The sequence below is a fragment of the Streptomyces sp. NPDC001828 genome (genome assembly GCF_042892175.1).
GTDB lineage: Bacteria > Actinomycetota > Actinomycetes > Streptomycetales > Streptomycetaceae > Streptomyces.
Genome location: NZ_JBIATV010000014.1, coordinates 260,969 through 283,791 on the forward strand (window position 1 = coordinate 260,969; position 22,823 = coordinate 283,791).

Below are 22,823 nucleotides of genomic sequence, written 5' to 3' on the forward strand. Positions count from 1 at the left end.
TCTGTGATCGTGCACCGGGTTCTCCGCGCCACCTGCAAGCCGTCCCGACGTGTCTCGGGAGCCACGCCGTGGACCCGGTGATCGTGGTGGGCGCCGGTCCGGTGGGACTGGCGCTCGCTCTGTCGTTGGCCGCGCAGGGTGTGCCGTCCGTGGTTCTGGACGAGGGGCCGGGCAAGGAGGAGCCGCGGGGGGTGCGCACGGTGGTGCTGCGTCCGGACACGGCGTCGTTCGTGGCGGGCCTGGGGTGTGCGGCCGTGCGGGACGAGGGGGCCCGTTGGGTGGCCTGGCGGTCCATGAGGCGGGGTCAGCTGCTGCGTCGCGTCGAGTTCGGTGAGGGTGTGGATGCCGGTCCTTCGCCGGTGCATGTGCCGCAGCACGCGCTGACCCGCGGTCTGCGGGACGCGGTCACCGCGTCCGGTCTGGTGCGGATCGTGACGCACAGCCGTCTGGACGCCCTGGAGCAGGACGCGGAGGGTGTGTCCGCGCACACGTCGGGGCCGGGCGGGACGTGGTGGCGGGGCAGTTACGTGGTCGGCTGCGACGGTGCGCGTTCCACGGTCCGCAAGCTCCTCGATGTCCGTTTCACGGGCCGAACCGCGGTGGAGCGTCAGGCGGTTGTGGCGTTGCGTACCGAACTGCCGTGGCCGGGTGAGGCGTTGTCGCACCGGTTGCCGCCGTGGCGGGCGGGGGGTGACGAGGTGACGGCGCGGCCGTTGCGGGATGGTGTGTGGCGCTTGGACTGGCTGCTTCCGCCGCGTGCCGAACTGGTCACGCCGGACGCGTTGGTGGGCCGTATCCGGGACACGCTGGCGGGTTGGTGTGGTGACACTCCGCCGTATGAGCTCCTGGACACCGGCGTTCATACGGTGCATCACCGGCTGGCGCGACGGTGGCGGGTGCGGCGCGCGTTTCTGGCGGGGGACGCGGCGCATCTGCTGGGTGCGCTCGGCACGCAGGCTCTGGACGAGGGTCTGCGGGACGTGCGGAACCTGGCCTGGAAGGTGGCCCGGGTGTGGCATCACGGGGCCGCTGAGGCGCTGTTGGACAGTTATCAGGCGGAGCGGCGTGCGGCGGTGGCGGCCCGGTTGCGGGCGGCCGACCAGTCGTTGCCGATCCTGCGGGGCGGGGCGGGGCTGCGCGGCTGGATCCCGGGGACGGCGCGGGGTCACGACGCTCTGGTGACCGACGGCCATCTGGGGCGCGGTCCGCTGGGTGCTCCCCCGGCCTACCCGGATTCGCCTTTGGCGCCGCAGCCGGCTCCGTCGCACATTGCGGTGGGTACGGAGTGGGGTGGGCCGGCGGCGGACGTCCTGGTCATGGCGCCCGATGGTGCGACGGTGCCGTTGAGCGACCGGCTCGGGCGGGGCCGGCTGCTTGTGGTCCTGGTGGCTCCGGGCACGGGGGTGTGGGACCGCCGTCACTGGCTGACGGCGGGGGTGATGCCGGCGCTGGACGCCGCGGTGGGCGCTCTTCCGTTGGATGCGGAGCTGCTGGTCGCCGAGGCGTATCCCGGGGCGCCCGCGCATGCGGTCCTGCTTGTTCGGCCCGACGGCCATCTGGTCGCGGCGTTCAACGGTGTGCAGCCGGCCGAGCTGTTGGCTGCGGCCGAGGCGGTGCGGGGTGGTGCGGGCCGGGGTGCGGGGGCTTCCGGGGGCGCGGGGGGCGCGGGTGCGGGTGGTTCCGGTTCCGGTGCTGGTGGGGCCGGTGCTGGTGGGGCTGGGGCCGGGGGTGCTGGTGGTTCTGGGGGTGTGGTGGCTGAGGTGGAGGAGGCGGGGCGGACGGCTGACGTCAAGTGACAGTTGTCGAATGCTGTCATCGGTGATCTGTCATCGCTGAGCTGCCGTCCGGCATCTGTTATCCGCCATCCGAACGCCGATTGACCGACGCAGGCGTACATGGTCTACTCCGGAACGTGACCGACACCGATGTGCGCCTGTGGCGGAGGGTCCATATGGACCTCGTCCGCTATGCGGGCTGCGTGTGTCGTCCGTCCTGCTGATTCGCCTTTCCCTCGCGCCGTGCCGCCGCGCCGTTGTGTCGCCGCGGGCCGTACGCGCGCATTCGCGAACTCCCTCAGGACGGTCCTTCGTGTCGCTCTCCGTAAGCACCTCTGTCAGCCCATCCGTGTCCGCCCCCGCCGCCACGCCGGTGTCCGGATCCGGTTCCATTGCCGGTTCCGCGCCGAGTGAGGCGGAGCTGCTCGATTTCGCCCGCCGTACCGCGGCGGATGCCGCTCTGGTCGCCCAGTTGCCGCTCGATGAGCAGGGGCGTACCTGGGTGCGGCTGGACGGTCCGGGTGGCAGTGAGGCCTGGCTGATCGGCTGGCCGCCGGGTACCGGGACGGGCTGGCACGATCATGGCGGTTCTCATGGTGCGTTCGCGACGGCGGCGGGTGTGCTGCGCGAGGACTCGCTGGCGGCCCGGCTGCCCACGGAGGGCTGGAGGACGCTGGAGCTCGCCGAAGGGGTGGACCGTTCAAGGGAGTTGGGGACGGGTGGGGGCCGGGCGTTCGGGCCGCACCATGTGCACGAGGTGCGGAACGAGTCGCGGACCGAGCATGCGATCTCGGTGCACGCCTACTATCCGCCGCTGCCGCTGATCCGGCGGTACAGCCGTACGGGTGCGGTGCTCCGTATCGAGCAGGTCGAGCGTCCGGAGGACTGGCAGTGAGCGCGGAGCGGGGGGTGCCCGAGGGGATCGACGAGTTACTGGAGCGGGTCAGGGCCGATTTGGACCGGGTGACGGCGCGGGAGGCGTTCGCGGAGGCGGTGGGCGGGGCGCTGTTGGTGGACATCCGGTATGCGGCGCTGCGGGATCGGGACGGGTTGATTCCGGGTGCGCTGGTCGTCGAGCGCAATGAGTTGGAGTGGCGTCTGGACCCGCAGGGCAGCCATCGTGCGGTGGAGGCGACGGGGCATGATCTGCGGGTGGTGGTGATCTGCAACGAGGGGTACGCGTCGTCCCTCGCGGCGGTGTCGCTGCGGCAGTTGGGTCTGCGTCGGGCGACGGATCTGATCGGTGGTTTCCAGGCGTGGCGGGCTGCGGGTCTGCCGGTCTCGGCCCCGGCCGGCTGAGGTGTGACCGCGCGTGGGGCGGGCGCCTGCCGGGTCCCGAGGCGGGTGGTGGCGAGGCGGGCGTGTTTTCCTGGCGCTGCTTGTGTGCCGGGGTGCCGAATGGGCTGTCGGCGCCGGTAGGAGCCGTGCCGGGGTGGTCGTGCCCGGGGTGCCGGGTGGTCGCCCGGGTAGGGGCCGTACGCGTCGAGCCCCCCGTGGCTCGGGCGCGTACGGCTCAGGGCTCGTACAGGTCGTCGGCGGTGTCGCCTTCTTCTTGTAGTGCTTGGCGGACCACTCTGAGGGCCATGCCTTCGGGGTAGCCCTTGCGGGCGAGCATGCCGGCGAGGCGGCGCAGGCGCCGGTCGCGGTCGAGGCCGCGGGTGGAGCGGAGTTTGCGCGCCACCAGTTCTCGCGCCCTGTCCTCCTCCTGGTCGGAGTCGAGTTGGCCGACGGCTTCGTCGATGACCGTGGTGTCGACGCCCTTGGTGCGCAGTTCGCGTGCGAGGGCGCGGCGGGCGAGGCCGCGCCCGTGGTGGCGGGATTCCACCCAGGCGTCGGCGAACGCCGCGTCGTTGATCAGGCCGACTTCTTCGAAGCGGGAGAGGACCTCTTCGGCCACCTCATCGGGGATCTCCCGTTTCTTCAGGGCGTCGGCGAGTTGTTTGCGGGTGCGGGGGGTCCCGGTGAGCAGGCGCAGGCAGATGGCCCGCGCCCGCTCAGCCGGGTCCTGTGGCGGCGGTTGTTTGTCGGCCTTCGCCGTGGTGGCGTCGGCCGTTCCGTCCGGGCCGGCCCGTCGGGAGCGGCCCCGTGGGGGGCTGGGCTCCTCGGGGTCGGCCCACTCGGTCCTGCGGGTCACCGCTAGCTCTTGGCGGCGGCGGCCTTGGCCGTCTTGGCCTTGGTGGCCGGGGCGGGCACCGCGGCGGCGTCGGCTGCCGGTGTGGTGTCGCCTGCGGCGTCCTTGGTGTCCTTGCCGTCCTTGGTGTCGGTGGCCGGCTCCTCCGGCCGGACGCCGACGCCGAGCTTTTCCTTGATCTTCCGCTCGATCTCGTTGGCGAGGTCGGGGTTGTCCTTGAGGAAGTTGCGGGCGTTCTCCTTGCCCTGGCCGAGCTGGTCGCCTTCGTAGGTGTACCAGGCGCCGGCCTTGCGGACGAAGCCGTGGTCGACGCCCATGTCGATGAGGCCGCCTTCGCGGCTGATGCCCTGGCCGTAGAGGATGTCGAACTCGGCCTGCTTGAAGGGCGGGGCGACCTTGTTCTTGACGACCTTGACGCGGGTGCGGTTGCCGACCGCGTCGGTGCCGTCCTTGAGTGTTTCGATGCGGCGGATGTCGAGGCGTACGGAGGCGTAGAACTTCAGTGCCCGGCCACCGGTGGTGGTTTCGGGGGAGCCGAACATCACGCCGATCTTCTCGCGGAGCTGGTTGATGAAGATGGCGGTGGTCTTGGACTGGTTGAGCGCGCTGGTGATCTTCCTCAGGGCCTGGCTCATCAGGCGGGCCTGGAGGCCGACGTGGGAGTCGCCCATCTCGCCCTCGATTTCCGCGCGCGGCACCAGGGCCGCGACGGAGTCGATGACGATGAGGTCGAGGGCGCCGGAGCGGACCAGCATGTCGACGATTTCGAGGGCCTGCTCGCCGTTGTCGGGCTGGGACAGGATCAGGTTGTCGATGTCGACGCCGAGCTTCTTGGCGTACTCGGGGTCGAGGGCGTGCTCGGCGTCGACGAACGCCACGGCGCCGCCGGCCTTCTGGGCGTTGGCCACGGCGTGCAGGGTCAGGGTCGTCTTGCCGGAGGACTCCGGGCCGTAGACCTCCACCACGCGGCCGCGCGGCAGGCCGCCGACGCCGAGGGCGACGTCGAGGGCGGTCGACCCGGTGGGGATGACCTCGATGGGCTCGTTCGGCCGCTCGCCCAGGCGCATCACCGCGCCCTTTCCGAATTGCCGTTCAATCTGTGCGAGTGCGGCGTCGAGCGCCTTCTCGCGGTCGGTTCCTGCCATGGGTTCCACCCGATTTGCTTGAGTCGATCGCTTCACGTCAAAGACGCTAACCCCTGCCACTGACAATGGGCCCCGACGTCCTTCCAGCCTGTGGATAACTCCACCGGAAACGCGGTGGAACCCGTGCAAACACAGGGCTGGACCTCAATCAGAATGGATGTTCGATTTTGGTGTCAAGCGCACCACGCCGGGCGGAGTACCCCGCTCCGCCCGCGCCCGCGAACCGCGCCGGGCCCGCTCCAAGCCCGCTCAGGACGTGCCGCGGGCCTGGTGTCTGCCGTGGACGCGGGGGTCGTCCGTGACGTCGTACCGCTTCACGTAGGCGCCGAGGAAGGCCTGCAGGGTCGCGACCGCGGGGATGGCGATGAGGGCGCCGACCGCGCCCATGAGGGCCGTGCCCGCGATCACCGAGCCGAAGGCGACCGCCGGATGGATGTCCACGGTCTTCGCGGTGAGCTTCGGCTGGAGCATGTAGTTCTCGAACTGCTGGTAGACCACGACGAAGCCGAGGACCCACAGCGCGTACCAGGGGTTGACCGTGAAGGCGATCAGCATGGGCAGGGCGCCCGCCAGGTAGGTGCCGATGGTGGGGATGAACTGGGAGACCAGGCCCACCCAGACCGCCAGGGCCGGGGCGTAGGGGACGCCCAGGATCTGCAGCAGGACGTAGTGCGCGATGCCGGAGACGAGGGCCATGAGGCCGCGCGAGTAGAGGTAGCCGCCGGTCTTGTCGACCGCGATCTCCCATGCCCGCAGCACCTCCGCCTGGCGGGCGGGCGGCAGCACGGAGCAGATGGTCCGGCGGAGCCGGGGCCCGTCGGCGGCGAAGTAGAACGAGAACAGGAAGATCGTCAGCAGCCGGAACAGGCCGCCGAGGACGGTCGCGGAGACGTCGAGCACGCCGGTCGCGCTGTTCTGGACGTACTTCTGCAGCCAGTCGGAGTGGAGCAGGCTGTCCTGGACCTCGACCCGCGAGAGCTCGGTGTGGAAGGTGTGGTTGACCCAGTTGATCACCGAGTCGAGGTATTTGGGGAACTGCTCGACGATGTCGACGATCTGTCCCGCGAGCATCGAGCCGAGCAGCACGACGAAGCCGACCGTGGCGATCGCCAGGGCGAGGAAGACCAGGAAGGTGGCGAGGCCCCGGCGCATGCCGCGGGCCGCCATCCGGCCGACGGCCGGCTCCATGGCGAGCGCGACGAAGAACGCGATCAGGATGTTGATCAGCAGACCGATGAGCTGGTGGAAGGCCCAGCTGCCCAGCTGGAAGCAGGCGTACAGGGCCAGGACGAGCACCACGGCGCGTGGCAGCCAGCGGGGCATGCGGGCGGGGCCGGCGGGCCCGAGGAGGTTCGCCGGGGGTCTGCCGGAGGCGGGCGGGTCGCCGGCCGGGGCGTCCGCCGGGCCGGTTTCGGGGCCGGACGCGCGGTCGTCGGGGTTGGTCTCATCAGTCGGTGCCACGGGGCAAGTCTCGCCCATGGGTGTGACAGCGGGCCGCCACGCCTGTCCTGGAGGGGGCGCGGGGCCGCCCCGTCAGCCGCGGCCGTGCCGTTCACCCGAAGGCGGTCGGCGTACCGCGGTCCGGCCTGCCGGAGGCCGGGCGGCAGCGCCCGCGTACCGCTTGCGGCCGGTGGGTCCTCAGCGGTGTTCGGCGGGGACGTCCATGGCCGCGCAGACCGCGCGCCAGACGTCCTTCGCCTCCCAGCCCGCGTCGAGTGCCTCGTGCACGGTGCGCCCGCCCAGTTCCGTCATCACATGGTCACGCGCGAAGGAGTCCGCGTACCCGGCGCCGAAGTGGTCGGCCATCCGCTCCCAGAAAATCGTCAACCGCATGACTCAAGTATCCCGCCCCTGAGAGTGCAGCCCCGTCCGTGGGGCTTGTCCGCGGCTCCGGGGGCCCTACCGTCTCCACCATGGCTGGTTCCGGGGCATCCCCCCACTCCCCCGACTCCCCGCTGGCGCGCGCCGAGCACTTCGTGTGGCTGACGGCCAGGGTGCTCGAACAGCGCCGGTTCGCCTACCACTTCCTCGGCAAGGACGCCGACGCCGTCGAGGCGGCGCTCGCCGCCTACCAGGGCGACGACGGCGGCTACGGCCACGCGCTCGAACCCGATCTGCGGGGCCCGGTCAGCCAGCCCCTGCACACCGCGCACGCGCTGCGGGTCCTGGACTCGGTCGGCCGGCTGGGCGGGCAGCGGGTGGAGCGGATGTGCCGCTATCTGACGGAGGTGTCCACCAAGGACGGCGCGCTGCCCGCGCTGCACCCCTCGCAGCGCGGCTATCCTGCGGCGCCGTTCGTGCCCGTCGTCGACGACCCGCCGAGCGCCCTGCTGACCACCGGCCCCGTGGTGGGGCTGCTGCACCGCAACCAGGTGTGGCACGCCTGGCTCTTCAGGGCCACCGACTTCTGCTGGGCCGCGGTCGACGCCCTGGAGAGCTCGCATCCCTACGAGGTGGAGGCGGCGGTCGCCTTCCTGGACGGCGCCCCGGACCGTTCCCGGGCGGAGGCGGCCGCCGACCGGCTCGGCCGGCTGGTGCGGGAGCAGGGGCTCGCGGTGCTCGATCCGGCGCGGATCGCCGAGTATCCGGTCGCCGAGGGATACGCCCCGGGCGAGCACCACTTTCCGCACGACTACGCGCGGGTGCCGGAGTCCTTGGCGCGGCGCTGGTTCACGGACGAGGAGATGGGGCGCTCGCTCGACCATCTGGCGGCCGAGCAGCGCGAGGACGGGGGCTGGCCGGTCCATTGGCGGGCGTGGGCGCCGGGTACGGAGCTGGAGTGCCGTCCGATGGTGACCGTCGAGGCGCTGCGCACGCTGCGCGCCTACGGCCGTCCCCTGGGGTGACGCGGGCGGGCCGGTGGCGCCGGGAAGGACGGTGTGCGCGCCGTGGCGTCCCTGCGGGGCGCTCCCCCAGGCCCGGCGCTGTCCGTCGGCCCGTACGCCCGCTCAGCCGCCGAGGGCGCGTACGCCGGCGGTGACGAGCACGGCGGCGGCGACGATCACCAGGAACGGGGCGCGCAGCACCAGGGCGACGGCCGCCGCGGCGAGTCCGGCCGCCCGGGCGTCGAGCAGCACCTGGTGGCCGGTGCTGAAGGTCTGTTGCGCGGTGAGCGCGGCCAGCAGGGCCACTGGCAGCAGTGCGGCAAGGCGTTTGACCAGGGGCCGGTCCAGGGCGCCTGCGGGGACGAGCAGGCCGAGGAGCTTGACGAGGTAGCAGCCGAGGGCGGTGGCGGCTATGGCGATCCAGACGTTCAACGTGCTTGTCCCTTCGGGGAGTTCCCGACGTCGCCGAACGGGCCCGGGTGGATGTGGTCGATGGCGGGCGGGCCGGTGACGCCGGTGGTGGAGGGGGCCGGGCCGGTGACGTCGGTGGTGGAGGGGATCGGGCCGGTGGTGCCGTCGCCGGGCGTGCCCGGATCAGGGGTGTCCTGGGGGCGGTCCCTGTGCTCCGCGTCGCCCGTGGCGGTCACCGTGGCGGCTGTGCCCTGGGTGCCGCGTCCTTTCAGGAAGAGCACGACGGGTGCGGCGAGGGCCGCGCCCAGGACCGGTACGCCGGCGGGCAGCACGGGCAGCAGGGCCAGCACGAGGACGACGGCGAGGGCGGCGGTGACGCGCTCGGTGGTGGTCTTGAGCATGGGGGCGAGGAGGGCGAGGAAGACGGCGGGGCTCGCGGCGTCGAGCCCCCAGGCGTCGGTGTCGCCCAGCGCACGCGCGCCCAGGGCTCCGGCGAACGTGGTCAGGTTCCACAGCACGTAAAGGCTGGCGCCAGTGACGGTGAAGCCGATCCGGGCGGCCCGCCTGGTCGGCTGGGCGAGGGTGACCGCGGTGGTCTCGTCGATGACCCATTGGGCGGCGAGGGGGCGCAACGCCTTGGGCAGCGCGAGCAGTTGGGACAGGCGCAGCCCATAGAAGGCGTTGCGTACGCCGAGGAAGAAGGCGCCGGCGGCGGCGGTGAAGGGGTTGCCGCCGGCGGCGAGGGCGCCGACGAGCGCGAACTGGGAGGCGCCGGTGAAGACGAGGAGGCTGAGCGCGCACGTCTGGAGGAGGCCGAGTCCCGATCCGGCCGAGGTCACTCCGAAGGCGAAGCCGGAGAGTCCCACGGCGACGCCGACGCCCAGGGCGTCGCGGACGACGGCCGCGTCGGCCTTGTCCTCGGCCCTGGGCGGTGTCTTGGGGGGTGCTGTCTGTTCTGTTGCCACGTCGTGGACGGTAGAGGAGGGCGGCGCTCGGCTTCTTGTACGTTCTTGCGCCGCAAGCAATCACAGGACGGGCGCGCACCACGGGGGCCACGGGGGCCACAGGCGTAAAAAGGGCCACGGGCAACCACGGGCACGGGCCCGGCCGGCGCCTCCCTGTGTTGGCGTGTTGGCGGGCCCGCGCGTCCGCAGAGGGAGGCCCGCGAACGCAGGGGCGCGCCTAGGTCGCTGTGCGTTCGCGGCGGTAGGCGCCGGGGGTGACGCCGACGATGCGGGTGAAGTGGCGGTTGAGGTGCGGCTGGTCGCTGAAGCCCACGGCGAGGGCGGCGTCGGCGGGCGGTGTTCCCTCGTCCAGGAGGCGGCGGGCCCGGCGTACGCGCTCGCCGGTCAGCCAGGCGTGCGGGGGCAGCCCGTACTGCGCTTTGAAGGCGCGCAGCAGGGCGAACGGGCTGGTGCCGAGTTCTGTGGCGAGCTGTTCCAGGGAGGGCGGGTCCCCGAGGCGTTCGACGAGGAGGAGGCGTGCGGCGGCCGCGGTGCGGGCGCCGGCCGATCGCGGGGTGCGCTGGGGCAGGTCGCGGCCGTGGCGGCGCAGGAGCCGGGCGACGGCGATGCGGAAGACGGTGTCGGCGGCGAGCGCGTTGCCCTGTTCGGCGGCGCGGTGGACGTCCTGGATGAGCAGGGCGGTGTCGGGGTCCTCGATGATGGTCTCGGCGAATCCGGGGGTGCCGTGCAGGGTGGTCGTCTCGGCCGCTATGTCGGCGATCAGGCGGGCCGAGGGGTAGAGCGTGGCGTACGTCCAGCCTTCGGGGGCTCCGGCGTGGGCGGCGTGCGGCACCTCGGGGTTGATCATGACGACGGTGCCGGGGCGGGCCCGGACGGTCTCGCCGGGCAGCACCACGTCCTCGATGCCGGTGCGTACGGCGCCGAGGACGAATCCCTCGTGGGCGTGGCGTGGGAAGGAGTGGCGGATGTAGCGGGCGCGGAGCAGATCGAGGCCGGGCAGCTCGTGGTACTGCCAGTGCCGTGCCCATTCCTCGACCCCGTTCACCCTGCCATTCTCGCAGCTCCGGGCCATTGTCAGTGGGTGGGTGCACGATGGGGACCATGGCACGGACAGCGCTGGATTCCTTCTCGCCCGCGACGCGCGGCTGGTTCACGGGGGCCTTCACCGCGCCCACCGCGGCGCAGGAGGGCGCGTGGCGGGCGATCGCGGAGGGCTCGGACGTCCTGGTCGTCGCTCCGACGGGGTCGGGCAAGACGCTCGCCGCGTTCCTGGCGGCGCTGGACCGGCTGGCGGCCACACCGCCGCCCGCCGAGACGCGGAAGCGCTGCCGGGTGCTGTACGTGTCGCCGTTGAAGGCGCTGGCGGTCGATGTGGAGCGCAATCTGCGCTCTCCGTTGACGGGGATCCGGCAGGAGTCGGTGCGGTTGGGGCTGCCGGAGCCGGAGGTGCGGGTGGGTATCCGCTCGGGGGACACCCCGCCCGCCGAGCGCCGGGCTCTGACGACGCGGCCGCCGGACATTTTGATCACGACGCCGGAATCGTTGTTCCTGATGCTGACGTCCGCGGCGCGTGAGGCGCTCGCGGGTGTCGAGACGGTGATCCTGGACGAGGTGCACGCGGTGGCGGGCACCAAGCGGGGCGCGCATCTGGCGTTGTCGCTTGAGCGGCTGGACGAGCTCCTTACGAAGCCGGCCCGCCGGATCGGTCTGTCGGCGACGGTGCGGCCGGTGGACGAGGTGGCGCGTTATCTGTCGCCGCAGCGCAAGGTCGAGATCGTGCAGCCGCCCTCCACCAAGGAGTTCGACCTGTCGGTGGTGGTGCCGGTGGAGGATCTGGGCGAGCTGGGCGGCTCGCCTGCGGCGGACGCGCAGGAGGGTGCCGAGAAGCCGTCGATCTGGCCGCATGTGGAGGAGCGCATCGTCGATCTGGTGCAGGCGCACCGTTCGACGATCGTGTTCGCCAACTCCCGCCGTCTGGCGGAGCGGTTGTGCAACCGGCTCAATGAGATCGCGTACGAGCGCGCGATGGGGGCGCCGCTTCCCGAGCATCATGCGCCGGCTGATCTGATGGGCGGCTCGGGGGCCGCCACCGGCGCCCCGGCGCTCCTCGCGAAGGCCCATCACGGTTCGGTGTCCAAGGAGCAGCGGGCGGTGGTGGAGGAGGATTTGAAGGCGGGCCGGATTCCGGCGGTGGTGGCCACCTCCAGTCTTGAGCTGGGCATCGACATGGGTGCGGTGGATCTGGTGGTGCAGGTGGAGTCGCCGCCGTCGGTGGCTTCGGGGCTGCAGCGGGTGGGCCGGGCGGGGCATCAGGTGGGTGCGGTGTCCACCGGGGTGGTCTTCCCCAAGTACCGCGGCGATCTGGTGCAGTCGGCGGTGGTCACCGAGCGGATGCGGTCGGGGGCGATCGAGTCGTTGCGCATTCCGTCCAATCCGCTGGATGTGCTGGCGCAGCAGCTGGTCGCGATGACGGCGCTGGACACCTGGCAGGTGGACGACCTGATGGCGCTGGTGCGCCGGGCCGCCCCGTTCGCGGCGCTGCCCGAGTCGGCGTTCACGGCGGTTTTGGACATGCTGGCGGGCCGCTATCCCTCGGACGCGTTCGCGGAGTTGCGTCCGCGGGTGGTGTGGGACCGGGTGGCGGGCACGGTCACCGGCCGTCCCGGCGCGCAGCGCCTGGCCGTCACCTCGGGCGGCACCATTCCCGACCGCGGTCTGTTCGGTGTCTTCCTGGCGGGGGCCGATCCGAAGAAGGGCGGCGGCCGGGTCGGGGAGCTCGACGAGGAGATGGTGTACGAGTCGCGGGTGGGTGATGTCTTCACGCTGGGCACCACGTCGTGGCGCATCGAGGACATCACGCGTGACCGGGTTCTGGTGTCGCCGGCGCCGGGGGTGCCGGGGCGGCTGCCGTTCTGGAAGGGCGATCAGCTGGGCCGTCCGCTCGAACTGGGGCGTGCGCTGGGCGCGTTCCTGCGTGAGGTGGGTTCGCTCAGCCCGGAGGACGCGCGGCTGCGGCTGCTGAGCGCGGGGCTCGACGCGTGGGCGGCGGACAATCTGATCGGCTATCTCGACGAGCAGCGCCGGGCCTGCGGCCACATTCCGGACGACCGGACGATCCTGGTGGAGCGGTTCCGGGACGAGCTGGGCGACTGGCGTGTCGTCATCCACTCTCCTTTCGGTGCCCAGGTGCACGCCCCGTGGGCGCTGGCGCTCGGTGCCCGTCTGGCGGAGCGGTACGGCATGGACGCGCAGGTCATGCATGCCGACGACGGCATTGTGCTGCGGCTGCCGGACGCGGATCTGATGGGCCTGGATCTGCTGGATCAGGATCCGGCGGCCGCCGATGCGACGTACGACAGTGAGCAGGCGCCGGTGGGGGCGGCGGACACCGTCTTCGACAAGGGCGAGATCGAGCAGATCGTCACGGATCAGGTGGGCAGTTCGGCGCTGTTCGCCTCCCGTTTCCGTGAGTGCGCGGCGCGCGCCCTGTTGCTGCCCCGGCGTACCCCGGGCAAGCGCACTCCGCTGTGGCAGCAGCGCCAGCGCGCGGCTCAACTGTTGCAGGTGGCGAGCGAGTTCGGGTCGTTCCCGATCGTTTTGGAGGCGGTCCGCGAATGCCTTCAGGACGTGTTCGACGTGCCGGGCCTGACCGAGCTGATGGGCGACCTCGAAGCGCGCCGGGTGCGCCTGGTCGAGGTGACCACGCCCGAGCCGTCGCCGTTCGCGCGCTCGCTGCTGTTCGGCTATGTCGCGCAGTTCCTCTACGAGGGGGACTCGCCGCTCGCCGAACGGCGGGCCGCCGCGTTGTCGTTGGACTCGCGTCTGCTCGCCGAGCTGCTGGGCCAGGCCGAGCTGCGCGAGCTCCTCGACGCCGATGTGCTCACCGAGCTGGAGCGGGAGCTCCAGTGGCTCACCGAGGAGCGTCGTGTCAAGGACGGCGAGGGTGTCGCCGACCTGCTGCGGGTCCTGGGTCCGCTCACGGACGCCGAGTTGGCGGAGCGGGGCGCGGAGCTCGGTTGGGCCGAGGAGCTGGAGGCCGCGCGCCGCGCGATCCGGGTGCGGATCGCCGGGACCGGCCACTGGGCGGCCATCGAGGACGCGGGCCGGCTGCGGGACGCTCTGGGCACGGCCCTTCCGGTGGGGGTGCCGGAGGCTTTCACGGAGCCGGTGAAGGATCCCCTGGGCGATCTGCTGTCCCGGTACGCGCGCACGCACGGCCCGTTCACGTCGGCGACGGCCGCGGCCCGGTTCGGGCTCGGCGCCGCCGTCACGGACGGGGCGCTGCACCGTCTGGCGGCGTCGGGCCGGGTCGTGCAGGGCGAGTTCCATCCGGCGGGCATCGGCCAGGAGTGGTGCGACGCGACGATCCTGCGCAGGGTGCGGCGCCGCTCGCTGGCCGCGTTGCGCCAGGAGCTGGAGCCGGTGCCGCCCGCGGCCCTCGCCACGTTCCTGCCCCAGTGGCAGCAGCTGGGCGGCCACGGCATGCGCGGCATCGACGGCCTGGCCCGCGCGGTGGAGCAGCTGCAGGGCGTGGCGGTGCCCGCCTCGGCTCTGGAGAAGCTGATCCTGCCGTCGCGGGTGTCGGACTATGGCGCGGCGCTCCTGGACGAGCTGACCACGACCGGTGAGGTGTTGTGGGCCGGGGCGGGCGCCCTGCCCGGTAAGGACGGCTGGGTGTCGCTGTATCTGGCGGACGCGGCGCCGCTGCTTCTGCCGCCGCCGCATCCGCTGGAGCTGACGGCGCTGCACGAGTCGGTGCTGAGCGCGCTGGCTCCGGGCTACGGCCTGTTCTTCCGTCAGCTCGCCGATCAGGTCCGGGCCACCACCCACCCCGAGGCCACCGATCCCCAACTCGCCGACGCCGTATGGGATCTGGCCTGGTCCGGGCGGCTCACCAACGACACGCTGGCGCCGCTGCGCGCGCTCCTCGGGTCGGGGCGCACGGCGGGCTCCACCGCTCACCGTGCCAAGCGGCCGGTGCCGCGCGGCCGTTACGGCACGCTGACCGCGGCGGCCCGCACGGCCTCGCGCACCGGGCCGCCGACCGTTTCGGGCCGCTGGTCGCTGCTCCCTTCCCGTGAGCCCGATCCGACGCATCGCGCCCATGCGCTGGCGCGCACGCTTCTGGACCGGCACGGGGTGGTGACGCGGGGCGCGGTGCAGGCCGAGGGCGTCGAGGGCGGCTTCTCGGCGACGTACCGGACCCTGGCCGCTTTCGAGGACAGCGGGCAGGCCCGGCGGGGCTATGTGGTCGAGGGTCTGGGCGCGGCCCAGTTCGCGATGGACGGCGCGGTGGACCGGTTGCGGGCGGCCGCGACCGCGCGGGACCGGGGTGCGGACGCGCACACCGCCCCGCAGGCGGTGGTCCTCGCGGCGGCCGACCCGGCCAATGCCTACGGTGCGGCGCTCGCGTGGCCCGAGCCGCCGGGCGGAGCCGGGCACAAACCGGGCCGCAAGGCGGGCTCCATGGTGGTGCTGGTCGACGGCGAGCTGGTGCTGTATCTGGAGCGCGGCGGGAAATCGCTGCTGGCCTGGGCGGCCGAGCCCGACGATCCGGCGCTGACGGCGGCCGCCGGGGCCCTGGCCGGGGCGGCCCGGGCGGGCCGGCTGGGCACGATCACGGTGGAGCGCGCCAACGGGGACTCCGCCCTGACGTCCCCGTTCGCCCGCCCTCTGGAAGCGGCGGGCTTCGTCGCGACACCGAGGGGGCTGCGCCTGAGACCCTGACCGCGTGGGGGGCTGGGCTGCCTGAACCGGCGCCCGCGCCCTGCCCCCTCCCCCGCTGCACGGGCACCGGCACCGGCATCGGCATCGGCACCGGCACCGGCACCGGCACCGGCCAACGCTCCGGCGCCGGCCCGGGGGCGGAAGCCCCTGCGGTCACATGCCCGCAGCGGCTCCGACCCCCGGGTGGTACCCCCCCCCGTTACCTCTCTCGTGGCTCCGCAATGGGGCCTTCTACGAGCCTCAACCCGCCAGGTCAGCCTGAATCGCCGAGAACCTGGCGGGCCTCAGTCCACACCCGATCGAACTCCTCCGCGGAGATCTCGGCTGCCTCGGGCTGGTCCTGCCAGCCGTCCATCGGACCTTCAGCAAGGACCCCGAACTGCCTTTCATAGCTGAACATGGCGGCGAGATCGGCATGATCACGCAAGTGCAGCACCTCTTCCAGAGAGGCCGCCGTCACCGGACGTGAGTCCTGCCTACGGACCTCAACCTGCCGCGTTGCCCAACCCTCACCATCGGCCTCGAAATACAGCCACAGATCTTCGTCCTCGTAATAGGTGCGGAACCAGGTCGTCATGCCGCCATCCTGGCTCAGCACCTTGACCAAACAGATAGGGGCACCCCCCCCCGCCGCCACGCGCCCACCCCGACTCCCACCCAGGGCCCAGGTGCCGGGCGCGAGCCCCTCCCGACAGGCGCCTCACCCCTCACCCCCCGCCCCTCCCCCACACGAACCGAGCGAAGTCCCCGGCCCCGAGCGCAGGCGACCCGCTCCCGGCCCCGGCAGAATGGACCCATGCCCGAAGGCGACACCGTCTACCAGGCCGCGCGGCGGCTGCACACGGCGCTGGCCGGTGAGGTCCTGACGCGGTCCGATCTGCGGGTGCCACGGTTCGCCACGGCGGATCTGACGGGCCGGACGGTCCTGGAGGTGACGCCGCGCGGCAAGCACCTCCTGACACGCGTCGAGGGCGGTCTGACCCTGCACTCCCATCTGCGGATGGACGGGTCCTGGCGGATCTACCGGCCCGGTGAGCGCTGGAACGGCGGGCCCTCCCACCAGATCCGGGCGATCCTCGCGAACGCCGGGCACACGGCCGTCGGCTACCGGCTGCCCGTGCTCGAACTACTGCGTACGAAGGACGAGTTCAAGGCGGTCGGACATCTCGGCCCCGATCTGCTCGGCCCCGACTGGGACGCGGAGACGGCCCTGCGCAACCTCGTCCGGGACCCGGACCGCACCATCGGCGACGCCTTGCTCGACCAGCGCAACCTCGCCGGGGTCGGCAATGTGTTCAAGTCGGAGATCTGTTTCGCGCTGCGGGTCGTCCCGTGGCTGGCGATCGGTGAATTCCCGGCGCCCGAACGCCTGGTGGCCACCTCGAAGCAGTTTCTGGAGGCCAACAAGGACCGCCCGGTCCGCCAGACGTACATCTACGGCCGGGCCGGCCGGCCGTGTCCGCGCTGCCGTACCCCCATTCGTACGGCCGCCCAGCGCGACCCTTCGGGGCGCGAGCGCCCGACCTACTGGTGCCCCAAGTGCCAGCCCGCACCCGCCCTTTGAGTCCTGCCCGGGCCCAGCCCAGAGCCGGTCCGATCCGGTCCGCTCCGGACTGATCCGGACTGATCCGGACTGATCCGGTCCGGGGCAGAGCCGACCCGGTCCGCATCCGGCCCGGACGTGACCGGAGGTCACGGGGCGAGCGGCCCCATTCACCGCCCCCCGCACGGTTATTGACGCCCCGTCAGGTCCAGTCGTACGGTCCGGGAATGCCCCTCACGGCGTACGACCTCAGTGACCGCACGGCCTTCGTCACCGGTGCGGCGAGCGGGATCGGCCGCGCCAGCGCCCTGCTGCTCGCGCGGGCGGGTGCGGCGGTGCACTGTGCGGACCTCGACGAGGCGGGTCTGGACGAGACGCGGGCGTCGATCGTGAAAGCGGGCGGTACCGCTCACGTCCACGCGCTGGACGTCGCGGACCGGGCGCAGGTCAGGGCGGCGATGGAGACGGCCGGGCCGGTTCACGTGCTGGCGGCGATCGCGGGTGTCATGCACACCAGCTCGGTCCTGGACACCGAGGACGCCGATCTGGACCGGGTGCTCGCCGTCAACTTCCGGGGTGTGCTGCACGCCTGTCAGGAGGCGGCCCGCGCGATGATCGCGCACAACATACGGGGCTCGCTCGTCACGATGGCCTCGGGCGCGGTGGACTCCTCGCGGCCCGGACTGTTCTGCTACAGCGTCTCGAAGGTCGCCGTCGTGCAGCTCACCCGGACGCTCGCCGCCGAGCTGGGCCCGCACGGCATCCGTGCCAACGTGGTCGCGCCCGGCTGGGTGCGCACCCCCATGACCGATCAGCACGCCGCCGAGGAGCAGGATCAGATCGAGTCGATGATGCTGCGTCTGTCGCCGCTCGGCCGGCTGGGGCAGCCGGAGGACATCGCCCAGGCGGTGCTGTATCTGGCGACGGACGCCTCGGCGTTCACGACGGGTCAGATCCTGCGTCCGAACGGCGGCGTCTCCATGCCCTGGTAGCCCTGCCCCCGGTGGTGGAGCCCTTGGGGCCAGCAGAAGAGGGCCGGGGGCTGGTGGAGGGCTGGGGGCTGGCAGGGGGTCCGGGCCGGGCGCCGGCCGCGGCCGCCACGTGGACGGGCAGCAGGCTCAGGCCCCAGCCGCCCGCGACCATCGCTCCTTCCACCCACCCGGTCTGGCCGGGCACCAGGGCCATCCGTAGCACGGCCCACCACCACAGCGCCGCTACCACCAGCGCGGGCATCCAACGCACCGCCACCGCCATGGGTCGCCTCCTCGGGCCGACGCTAGACCGCCGGACCAGGCGCCGGGAGGGCGCACCGGGTGCAGGCCCGGCGCGCTCCGGTTTCCCCGCGCTTCATCGCGTACGACCCGGCCCGCGCGTGGGGTATTCGCGTGCGGTGGGGCGTTGTCGTGGTGTTCACCGGGGTCAGACGGTCTCTGCCTGGAACATCCAGGCGTGCTTCTCCAGGTCGGCGGTCAGGCCGATGAGGATGTCCTGGGTGATGGGGTCCGGGTCGGCGGTCGCTTCGATGCGCTCGCGCATCCGGGCGATGATCTTGCCGAGCCCGTCGACGAGGATCTTCACGGCGTCGGTGTCCTTGATCCAGCCGTCCTGGACGGTGCCGATCGCGCTGGACTTGGCCACGGTGGCGGCTCGCCCGTCCGCGCTGACGCCGACGGCGGAGGCCCGCTCGGCCACCGTGTCCGAGTGCAGGCGCGCGGTGTCGACGACCTCGTCGAGCTGGAGGTGGACGGAACGGAAGCGGGGGCCCACCACGTTCCAGTGCACCTGCTTGGCGACCAGGGAGAGGTCCACGAGGTCGACCAGCGCACCCTGCAGAGCGTCGCCGACCACCTTGAGGTCGGCGTCGGACAGCGGGCTCTTGATGTAGGACATGCGTTTCCTCCACTGGACGGAACGCCCGCGGCGCCACCACGCGAGGGGAACACCCGTGCGGCATATGCAGACGTATGCGCGATCTCCTACCACCCTGCCACAGAAGCCCCGAATCGGGCGCGGCGGGAAAAGCAGAGCCCCGGCCGGTCTTGGAAGACCGGCCGGGGCTCAGTGCAAGCCTGGGTGCGCGCCTGAAGATCAGGCCGCGACGACGTCCACCGCTTCCGCGGGCGCCTTGATCGTCACCCGCTCCGTCGGCACACCAGTCACCGACGACACGGAGATCGAATTGAGCATCGGACGTACCGGCGCACGTACCGGCACCGGGTCGCTCGCCGCCGCAGAGGCAGCGAGCTCGGCAAGTGCCAGCTCGTCGCTCACTTCGCGCATGAGCTCGGACATCCGTACGTCAAGCGCGTCGCAGATCGCGGAGAGCAGCTCGGAGGATGCCTCCTTCTGCCCCCGCTCCACCTCGGAGAGATAGCCGAGTGAGACTCGGGCGGACGAGGAGACTTCGCGCAGAGTACGGCCCTGGCGCTGGCGCTGCCGACGCAGCACGTCACCCAGCAGGCGACGGAGCAGAATCATCGGTGGCTCCCTCCTCGGACCGCGTAGCCGCATCCTTCACGCCCCACCGTACCGCCTCGCGCCGCGGCCGTGCGGGGAGCGATGTCGTGTTCACTCAGGGCTGCAAACATCAAATCCCCCCGTTCTGTTCCGTATCCTGTGCCCGCCCATCCTTGCGGAGTTCACTGGAGAGCAGTTCGAGCACGCTGCGTACACTCTCCATACGAATTTCCGCCCGGTCGCCGTTCAACCTCAATGCGACGGTTTTCTTCGCTCCCGCCGGACCAACGGCCGAAACGTATACCGTCCCGACCGGCTTGCCGTCCTGCGGTTCGGGTCCCGCGACCCCGGTGGTCGCGATCCCCCAGCTCGCCCCCAGCACCTCGCGCACCCCTGCCGCCATCTGCAGCGCGACCTCGGGATCGACCGCGCCGCGCTCGGCCAGAAGGGTCTGGTCCACGCCCAGGACGTCCCGCTTGAGCTCGGTGGCGTACGCCGTCACGGAGCCGCGGAACGCCCGTGAGGCGCCGGGCACCGACGTCAGCTCGGCGGCCACCAGGCCACCCGTCAGGGACTCCGCCACGGCGAGCGTCTCGTCACGCTCCGTGAGCAGTCGCAGGAGCCGGGCCGCCTCGGTCACAACGCGGATCCCGCGGCCTCGCGCTGCGCGGCGAGTCCCTTGCGTCTCAGGACGATCGCCTGGCGCACGTAGTCGAGCCCCGTGACGACCGTGAGCACCACGGCGAGCGCCATCACCCAGAACCGCAGGGTGGCGAGCGGCCCGGTGAGCGCCAGGACGTACATGCCGGTCGCGGTGCCCTGGGCGAGGGTCTTGAGCTTGCCGCCGCGGCTGGCCGGAATCACCCCGTGCCTGATGACCCAGAAACGCATGAGCGTGATGCCGAGTTCCCGGAACAGGATGACGCCGGTGACCCACCACGGCAGGTCGCCGAGCAGCGAGAGGCAGACCAGCGCGGAGCCCATGATCGCCTTGTCGGCGATCGGGTCGGCGATCTTCCCGAAGTCGGTGACCAGGTTGTACGTGCGGGCCAGGTGCCCGTCGAAGATGTCGGTGATCATGGCGACGGCGAAGGCCGCCCAGGCCCAGGCCCGCATCGCCGGGTCGTAGCCGCCGTCCGCGAGGAGCAGCATGACGAAGCCGGGCACGAGGACGAGCCGGATCATGGTGAGGATGTTGGCGATGTTCCAGAGGCTGGCCTGGTTGACGGCCGCAGCACCCAGCTTGCCGCCGGGCGCCGGCGTCCGGCCGGTACCGCCCGCCGCCGATGCCGGGACTCCGGTCATCTGCCCGCCTCCTCAACCCCGCCGAGCAACTCGACCACGAGGTCGACACCTTCGGTGGCGACGACCTTGGCCTCGACCATAAGGCCGGGGGCGAGGCCCGCGCTTTCGGTGAAGGTCACCTGGCCGTCGGTCTCGGGCGCCTGGTGCTCGGCGCGGCCGACCGCCCCGTCCTCCTCGTCGACGCTCTCGACCAGGACGCGCACGGTGTCGCCGATGCGCTCCTCGGCGCGCTGCGCGGTGAGCTCCTCGGCCAGGCGCGACAGGTGGGCGAGCCGCTCGGCGATGGTGTCCGCGTCGAGCTTGCCCTCGTAGCCGACCGCTTCGGTGCCCTCCTCGTCGGAGTAGCCGAAGACGCCGATGGCGTCCAGGCGGGCGGCGGTGAGGAAGCGTTCCAGCTCCTGGAAGTCGGCCTCGGTCTCGCCGGGGAAGCCGACGATGAAGTTGGAGCGCACTCCGGCGGTGGGTGCCTTGGCGCGGATCGTGTCGAGCAGTTCGAGGAACCGCTCGGTGTCGCCGAAGCGCCGCATCGCGCGCAGCACCCCGGGCGCCGAGTGCTGGAAGGACAGGTCGAAGTACGGGACGACCTTGTCGGTGGAGGTCAGGACGTCGATGAGGCCGGGACGCATCTCGGCGGGCTGGAGGTAGCTGACCCGTACGCGCTCGATGCCGTCGACGTCGGCGAGCTCGGGCAGCAGCGTCTCGAGCAGGCGGATGTCGCCGAGGTCCTTGCCGTAGGAGGTGTTGTTCTCGGAGACCAGCATGACCTCCTTGACGCCCTGCTCGGCCAGCCAGCGGGTCTCGCCGAGCACGTCGCTGGGGCGGCGCGAGATGAACGAGCCGCGGAAGGACGGGATGGCGCAGAACGAGCAGCGGCGGTCGCAGCCGGAGGCCAGCTTCACGGAGGCGACGGGGCTGGTGCCGAGCCGGCGGCGCAGCGGGGCGCGCGGCCCGGAGGCGGGCGCGAGGCCGTCGGGGAGGTCTTCGGGCGGGGTGTCCTGCGCGTGCCCGGGCAGCGCCACGTCGGGGGCGCTCTGCCGCTCGGCCGGGCTGATCGGCAGCAGCTTGCGCCGGTCGCGGGGGGTGTGCGAGGCGTGGATGCCGCCGTTGAGGATGGTCTGGAGGCGGTCGGAGATGTCGGCGTAGTCGTCGAAGCCGAGGACGCCGTCGGCCTCGGGGAGCGCCTCGGCGAGGTCCTTGCCGTACCGCTCGGCCATGCAGCCGACCGCGACGACGGCCTGGGTCCTGCCGTGATCCTTCAGATCGTTGGCTTCGAGGAGGGCGTCGACGGAGTCCTTCTTGGCGGCTTCGACGAATCCACAGGTGTTGACGACGGCGACGTCCGCGTCCGATGCGTCCTCGACGAGCTCCCAGCCGTCCGCTGCCAAGCGGCCTGCGAGCTCCTCCGAGTCCACCTCGTTACGGGCGCAGCCAAGAGTGACAAGGGCGACGGTGCGGCGTTCGGGCATGGACTCAAGACTACTTTGTCCTGGCCCACGCCCCCGCCGCGAGGGTCGTGGGCCGGGTGGGGTCAGCCGACCTGGGGGTCGCCCTTGGTGTAGCTCAGGCGCTCGACCTGGCCGTCCTCGAATTTGCTGTCGATCTTCTTGCCGTTGACGTACAGCTCGATCGCGCCGGCGTTGCCGAGGATCAGGTCGACCTGCTGGCCGTCCTGGAACGTCTGGGCCTCGCCCTTCTGGAGCAGGCCGTCGAAGAGCATCTTGCCGTTGTGGTCCTTGGCGGAGATCCAGCTCTTGTCGTTGATCGCGGTGACCTTGACGGTGACCTTGTCGGCGGGGACGGCGGCGATCGCGCTGTCCGAGGGGCTCGGGGTGGGCTTGGGGGCGGCGGGCTTGGACGGGGTGGGGCTGGCCGGCTGCGCGGGGGGCTTCTGCTGGGCGGGGCCTTCGGCGACGGAGCTGCCGCTCTTCTTGTCGCTGCCGCCGCTGAACATGGTGAAGCCGACGAAGCCGACGACCACGACGATGGCGGCGACCATCGCGGCGGTCCAGTTGGGGCGGCGCGGCTCGGGGCGGATACGTTCCGCCTCGAACAGGGGGGCCGCGGGGGTCGGAGCGGGACGGCCGCCGTGGTCGGCGTCGTACTGGTCGACCAAGGGGGCCGGGTCGAGGCCGACGGCCTGGGCGAACGTGCGGATGTGTCCGCGCGCGTACACATCACCGCCGCAGCGCGAGAAGTCGTCCTCCTCGATCGCGTGCACGATGGGGATGCGCACCCGGGTGGCGGAACTGACCTCGTCGACCGTCAGTCCGGCGGCGATACGGGCCTGCTGGAGGACACGACCGATCGATGGCCCGTCGTCTTCGATCGAAGGCCGGTCGTCTTCGGGAGAGTTGCCGATGGACACGGGGGCGCCTTTCGAGCGTGAGCCACCTGCTGGGTGTTCAGTCTAGGGGGGGTACGAAAGAGTGGGGCAACCGGTGGAGCGGAGTTTGTACGCCATCGGTATGGCCGGTGCCCCTGGCAACGGAGCGGTGGCCGCGCTTGCTTCCACGCCTCCCTCAACTTGACGTACGGCCAA

At 72.0% G+C, this 22,823-nt stretch carries 22 protein-coding genes and 1 pseudogene; 8 read left to right on the forward strand and 15 right to left on the reverse strand.

Annotation, left to right across the window (positions count from 1 at the left end; genetic code table 11):
* Positions 1-68: 68 nt before the first annotated feature.
* The 4 genes from ACFYZA_RS32635 (at position 69) to ACFYZA_RS32650 (ending at position 3,074) form a co-directional block, all read left to right on the forward strand.
* Positions 69-1,796 (forward strand): FAD-dependent monooxygenase, encoded by a 1,728-nt coding sequence (locus ACFYZA_RS32635; protein WP_388494297.1) that lies wholly within the window; start codon positions 69-71, stop codon positions 1,794-1,796.
* Between the two features lie 131 nt (positions 1,797-1,927).
* Positions 1,928-1,999 carry a putative leader peptide gene (locus tag ACFYZA_RS32640; protein WP_309544753.1) on the forward strand — a complete coding sequence of 24 codons (72 nt, stop codon included), beginning with the start codon at positions 1,928-1,930 and terminating at the stop codon, positions 1,997-1,999.
* A gap of 125 nt (positions 2,000-2,124) precedes the next feature.
* Positions 2,125-2,670, forward strand: a complete 546-nt coding sequence (locus ACFYZA_RS32645; RefSeq protein ID WP_388494298.1) for a cysteine dioxygenase — start codon at positions 2,125-2,127, stop codon at positions 2,668-2,670.
* Positions 2,667-3,074, forward strand: a complete 408-nt coding sequence (locus tag ACFYZA_RS32650; protein ID WP_388494299.1) for a rhodanese-like domain-containing protein — start codon at positions 2,667-2,669, stop codon at positions 3,072-3,074. Before ACFYZA_RS32645 ends, ACFYZA_RS32650 begins: the two co-directional genes overlap by 4 nt.
* 214 nt (positions 3,075-3,288) lie before the next feature.
* On the opposite strand, the pseudogene recX reads toward ACFYZA_RS32650, so the two are convergent.
* The 4 genes and pseudogenes from recX to ACFYZA_RS32670 form a co-directional block, all read right to left on the reverse strand.
* Positions 3,289-4,017, reverse strand: a pseudogene (gene recX, locus ACFYZA_RS32655) (recombination regulator RecX); the annotation flags it as partial.
* Positions 3,912-5,051 (reverse strand): recombinase RecA, encoded by a 1,140-nt coding sequence (recA, locus tag ACFYZA_RS32660; protein ID WP_388494300.1) that lies wholly within the window; start codon positions 5,049-5,051, stop codon positions 3,912-3,914. The pseudogene recX and the gene recA, both read right to left, overlap by 106 nt.
* Before the next feature lie 249 nt (positions 5,052-5,300).
* Complete coding sequence (locus tag ACFYZA_RS32665) at positions 5,301-6,374, reverse strand: AI-2E family transporter (protein ID WP_382593277.1); 1,074 nt, start codon at positions 6,372-6,374, stop codon at positions 5,301-5,303.
* Between the two features lie 315 nt (positions 6,375-6,689).
* Positions 6,690-6,884 (reverse strand): DUF3046 domain-containing protein, encoded by a 195-nt coding sequence (locus ACFYZA_RS32670; protein ID WP_382593224.1) that lies wholly within the window; start codon positions 6,882-6,884, stop codon positions 6,690-6,692.
* An 80-nt stretch (positions 6,885-6,964) separates the two neighbouring features.
* Between ACFYZA_RS32670 and ACFYZA_RS32675 the strand changes: the two genes are divergently transcribed.
* The gene (locus tag ACFYZA_RS32675; protein WP_388494301.1) at positions 6,965-7,897 is read left to right on the forward strand and encodes a hypothetical protein; all 933 of its coding nucleotides are present in this window, start codon (positions 6,965-6,967) and stop codon (positions 7,895-7,897) included.
* Positions 7,898-7,999: 102 nt separating this feature from the next.
* On the opposite strand, the gene ACFYZA_RS32680 is transcribed toward ACFYZA_RS32675, so the two are convergent.
* The 3 genes from ACFYZA_RS32680 to ACFYZA_RS32690 form a co-directional block, all read right to left on the reverse strand.
* Entirely contained in the window at positions 8,000-8,308 is a 309-nt protein-coding gene (locus ACFYZA_RS32680) for an AzlD domain-containing protein (protein WP_382593230.1), read from the reverse strand.
* Entirely contained in the window at positions 8,305-9,252 is a 948-nt protein-coding gene (locus ACFYZA_RS32685) for an AzlC family ABC transporter permease (protein ID WP_388494302.1), read from the reverse strand. Before ACFYZA_RS32685 ends, ACFYZA_RS32680 begins: the two co-directional genes overlap by 4 nt.
* 217 nt (positions 9,253-9,469) lie before the next feature.
* Positions 9,470-10,297 carry an AraC family transcriptional regulator gene (locus ACFYZA_RS32690; protein WP_388494303.1) on the reverse strand — a complete coding sequence of 276 codons (828 nt, stop codon included), beginning with the start codon at positions 10,295-10,297 and terminating at the stop codon, positions 9,470-9,472.
* A 56-nt stretch (positions 10,298-10,353) separates the two neighbouring features.
* On the opposite strand from ACFYZA_RS32690, the gene ACFYZA_RS32695 reads away from it, so the two are divergent.
* Entirely contained in the window at positions 10,354-14,979 is a 4,626-nt protein-coding gene (locus ACFYZA_RS32695) for an ATP-dependent helicase (RefSeq protein WP_388494304.1), read from the forward strand.
* A 253-nt stretch (positions 14,980-15,232) separates the two neighbouring features.
* Here ACFYZA_RS32695 and ACFYZA_RS32700 read toward each other — a convergent pair whose 3' ends face one another.
* The gene (locus ACFYZA_RS32700; RefSeq protein WP_388494305.1) at positions 15,233-15,556 is read right to left on the reverse strand and encodes a hypothetical protein; all 324 of its coding nucleotides are present in this window, start codon (positions 15,554-15,556) and stop codon (positions 15,233-15,235) included.
* Positions 15,557-15,775: 219 nt separating this feature from the next.
* Here ACFYZA_RS32700 and ACFYZA_RS32705 point away from each other — a divergent pair, with 219 nt between their 5' ends.
* Both ACFYZA_RS32705 and ACFYZA_RS32710 read left to right on the forward strand, forming a co-directional pair.
* The gene (locus tag ACFYZA_RS32705) at positions 15,776-16,543 is read left to right on the forward strand and encodes a DNA-formamidopyrimidine glycosylase family protein (RefSeq protein ID WP_382593241.1); all 768 of its coding nucleotides are present in this window, start codon (positions 15,776-15,778) and stop codon (positions 16,541-16,543) included.
* Between the two features lie 206 nt (positions 16,544-16,749).
* Positions 16,750-17,514: an SDR family NAD(P)-dependent oxidoreductase gene (locus tag ACFYZA_RS32710; protein ID WP_382593244.1), complete on the forward strand. Its 765-nt coding sequence runs from the start codon at positions 16,750-16,752 to the stop codon at positions 17,512-17,514.
* Here ACFYZA_RS32710 and ACFYZA_RS32715 read toward each other — a convergent pair.
* The 7 genes from ACFYZA_RS32715 to ACFYZA_RS32745 all read right to left on the reverse strand — a co-directional run bounded on the left by ACFYZA_RS32715 (position 17,462) and on the right by ACFYZA_RS32745 (position 22,649).
* Complete coding sequence (locus tag ACFYZA_RS32715; RefSeq protein ID WP_388494316.1) at positions 17,462-17,770, reverse strand: hypothetical protein; 309 nt, start codon at positions 17,768-17,770, stop codon at positions 17,462-17,464. The genes ACFYZA_RS32710 and ACFYZA_RS32715 overlap by 53 nt on opposite strands.
* Positions 17,771-17,941: 171 nt before the next feature.
* On the reverse strand, positions 17,942-18,412 hold the full coding sequence (locus ACFYZA_RS32720; RefSeq protein ID WP_388494306.1) for a Dps family protein: 471 nt from the start codon (positions 18,410-18,412) through the stop codon (positions 17,942-17,944).
* 198 nt (positions 18,413-18,610) lie between these two features.
* A complete protein-coding gene (locus ACFYZA_RS32725) occupies positions 18,611-19,000 on the reverse strand; it encodes a helix-turn-helix domain-containing protein (RefSeq protein ID WP_100575835.1) in 390 nt (129 codons plus the stop codon).
* A 109-nt stretch (positions 19,001-19,109) separates the two neighbouring features.
* Entirely contained in the window at positions 19,110-19,619 is a 510-nt protein-coding gene (locus ACFYZA_RS32730) for a CinA family protein (protein ID WP_382593250.1), read from the reverse strand.
* On the reverse strand, positions 19,616-20,284 hold the full coding sequence (gene pgsA / locus ACFYZA_RS32735; protein WP_382593253.1) for a CDP-diacylglycerol--glycerol-3-phosphate 3-phosphatidyltransferase: 669 nt from the start codon (positions 20,282-20,284) through the stop codon (positions 19,616-19,618). Before pgsA ends, ACFYZA_RS32730 begins: the two co-directional genes overlap by 4 nt.
* On the reverse strand, positions 20,281-21,750 hold the full coding sequence (gene rimO / locus ACFYZA_RS32740; RefSeq protein WP_382593256.1) for a 30S ribosomal protein S12 methylthiotransferase RimO: 1,470 nt from the start codon (positions 21,748-21,750) through the stop codon (positions 20,281-20,283). Before rimO ends, pgsA begins: the two co-directional genes overlap by 4 nt.
* A 62-nt stretch (positions 21,751-21,812) precedes the next feature.
* Positions 21,813-22,649 (reverse strand): RodZ domain-containing protein, encoded by an 837-nt coding sequence (locus ACFYZA_RS32745; RefSeq protein ID WP_382593259.1) that lies wholly within the window; start codon positions 22,647-22,649, stop codon positions 21,813-21,815.
* Positions 22,650-22,823: the final 174 nt, after the last annotated feature.

Bases quoted from the DNA above. Each gene is read 5' to 3' on its own strand.
- recA (WP_388494300.1), bottom strand. From the start codon at position 5,051: ATGGCAGGAACCGACCGCGAGAAGGCGCTCGACGCCGCACTCGCACAG.
- ACFYZA_RS32665 (WP_382593277.1), bottom strand. From the start codon at position 6,374: ATGCCCCGCTGGCTGCCACGCGCCGTGGTGCTCGTCCTGGCCCTGTAC.
- ACFYZA_RS32670 (WP_382593224.1), bottom strand. From the start codon at position 6,884: ATGCGGTTGACGATTTTCTGGGAGCGGATGGCCGACCACTTCGGCGCC.
- ACFYZA_RS32675 (WP_388494301.1), top strand. From the start codon at position 6,965: ATGGCTGGTTCCGGGGCATCCCCCCACTCCCCCGACTCCCCGCTGGCG.
- ACFYZA_RS32695 (WP_388494304.1), top strand. From the start codon at position 10,354: ATGGCACGGACAGCGCTGGATTCCTTCTCGCCCGCGACGCGCGGCTGG.
- ACFYZA_RS32700 (WP_388494305.1), bottom strand. From the start codon at position 15,556: ATGACGACCTGGTTCCGCACCTATTACGAGGACGAAGATCTGTGGCTG.
- ACFYZA_RS32705 (WP_382593241.1), top strand. From the start codon at position 15,776: ATGCCCGAAGGCGACACCGTCTACCAGGCCGCGCGGCGGCTGCACACG.
- ACFYZA_RS32710 (WP_382593244.1), top strand. From the start codon at position 16,750: ATGCCCCTCACGGCGTACGACCTCAGTGACCGCACGGCCTTCGTCACC.
- ACFYZA_RS32720 (WP_388494306.1), bottom strand. From the start codon at position 18,412: ATGTCCTACATCAAGAGCCCGCTGTCCGACGCCGACCTCAAGGTGGTC.
- ACFYZA_RS32725 (WP_100575835.1), bottom strand. From the start codon at position 19,000: ATGATTCTGCTCCGTCGCCTGCTGGGTGACGTGCTGCGTCGGCAGCGC.
- pgsA (WP_382593253.1), bottom strand. From the start codon at position 20,284: ATGACCGGAGTCCCGGCATCGGCGGCGGGCGGTACCGGCCGGACGCCG.
- rimO (WP_382593256.1), bottom strand. From the start codon at position 21,750: ATGCCCGAACGCCGCACCGTCGCCCTTGTCACTCTTGGCTGCGCCCGT.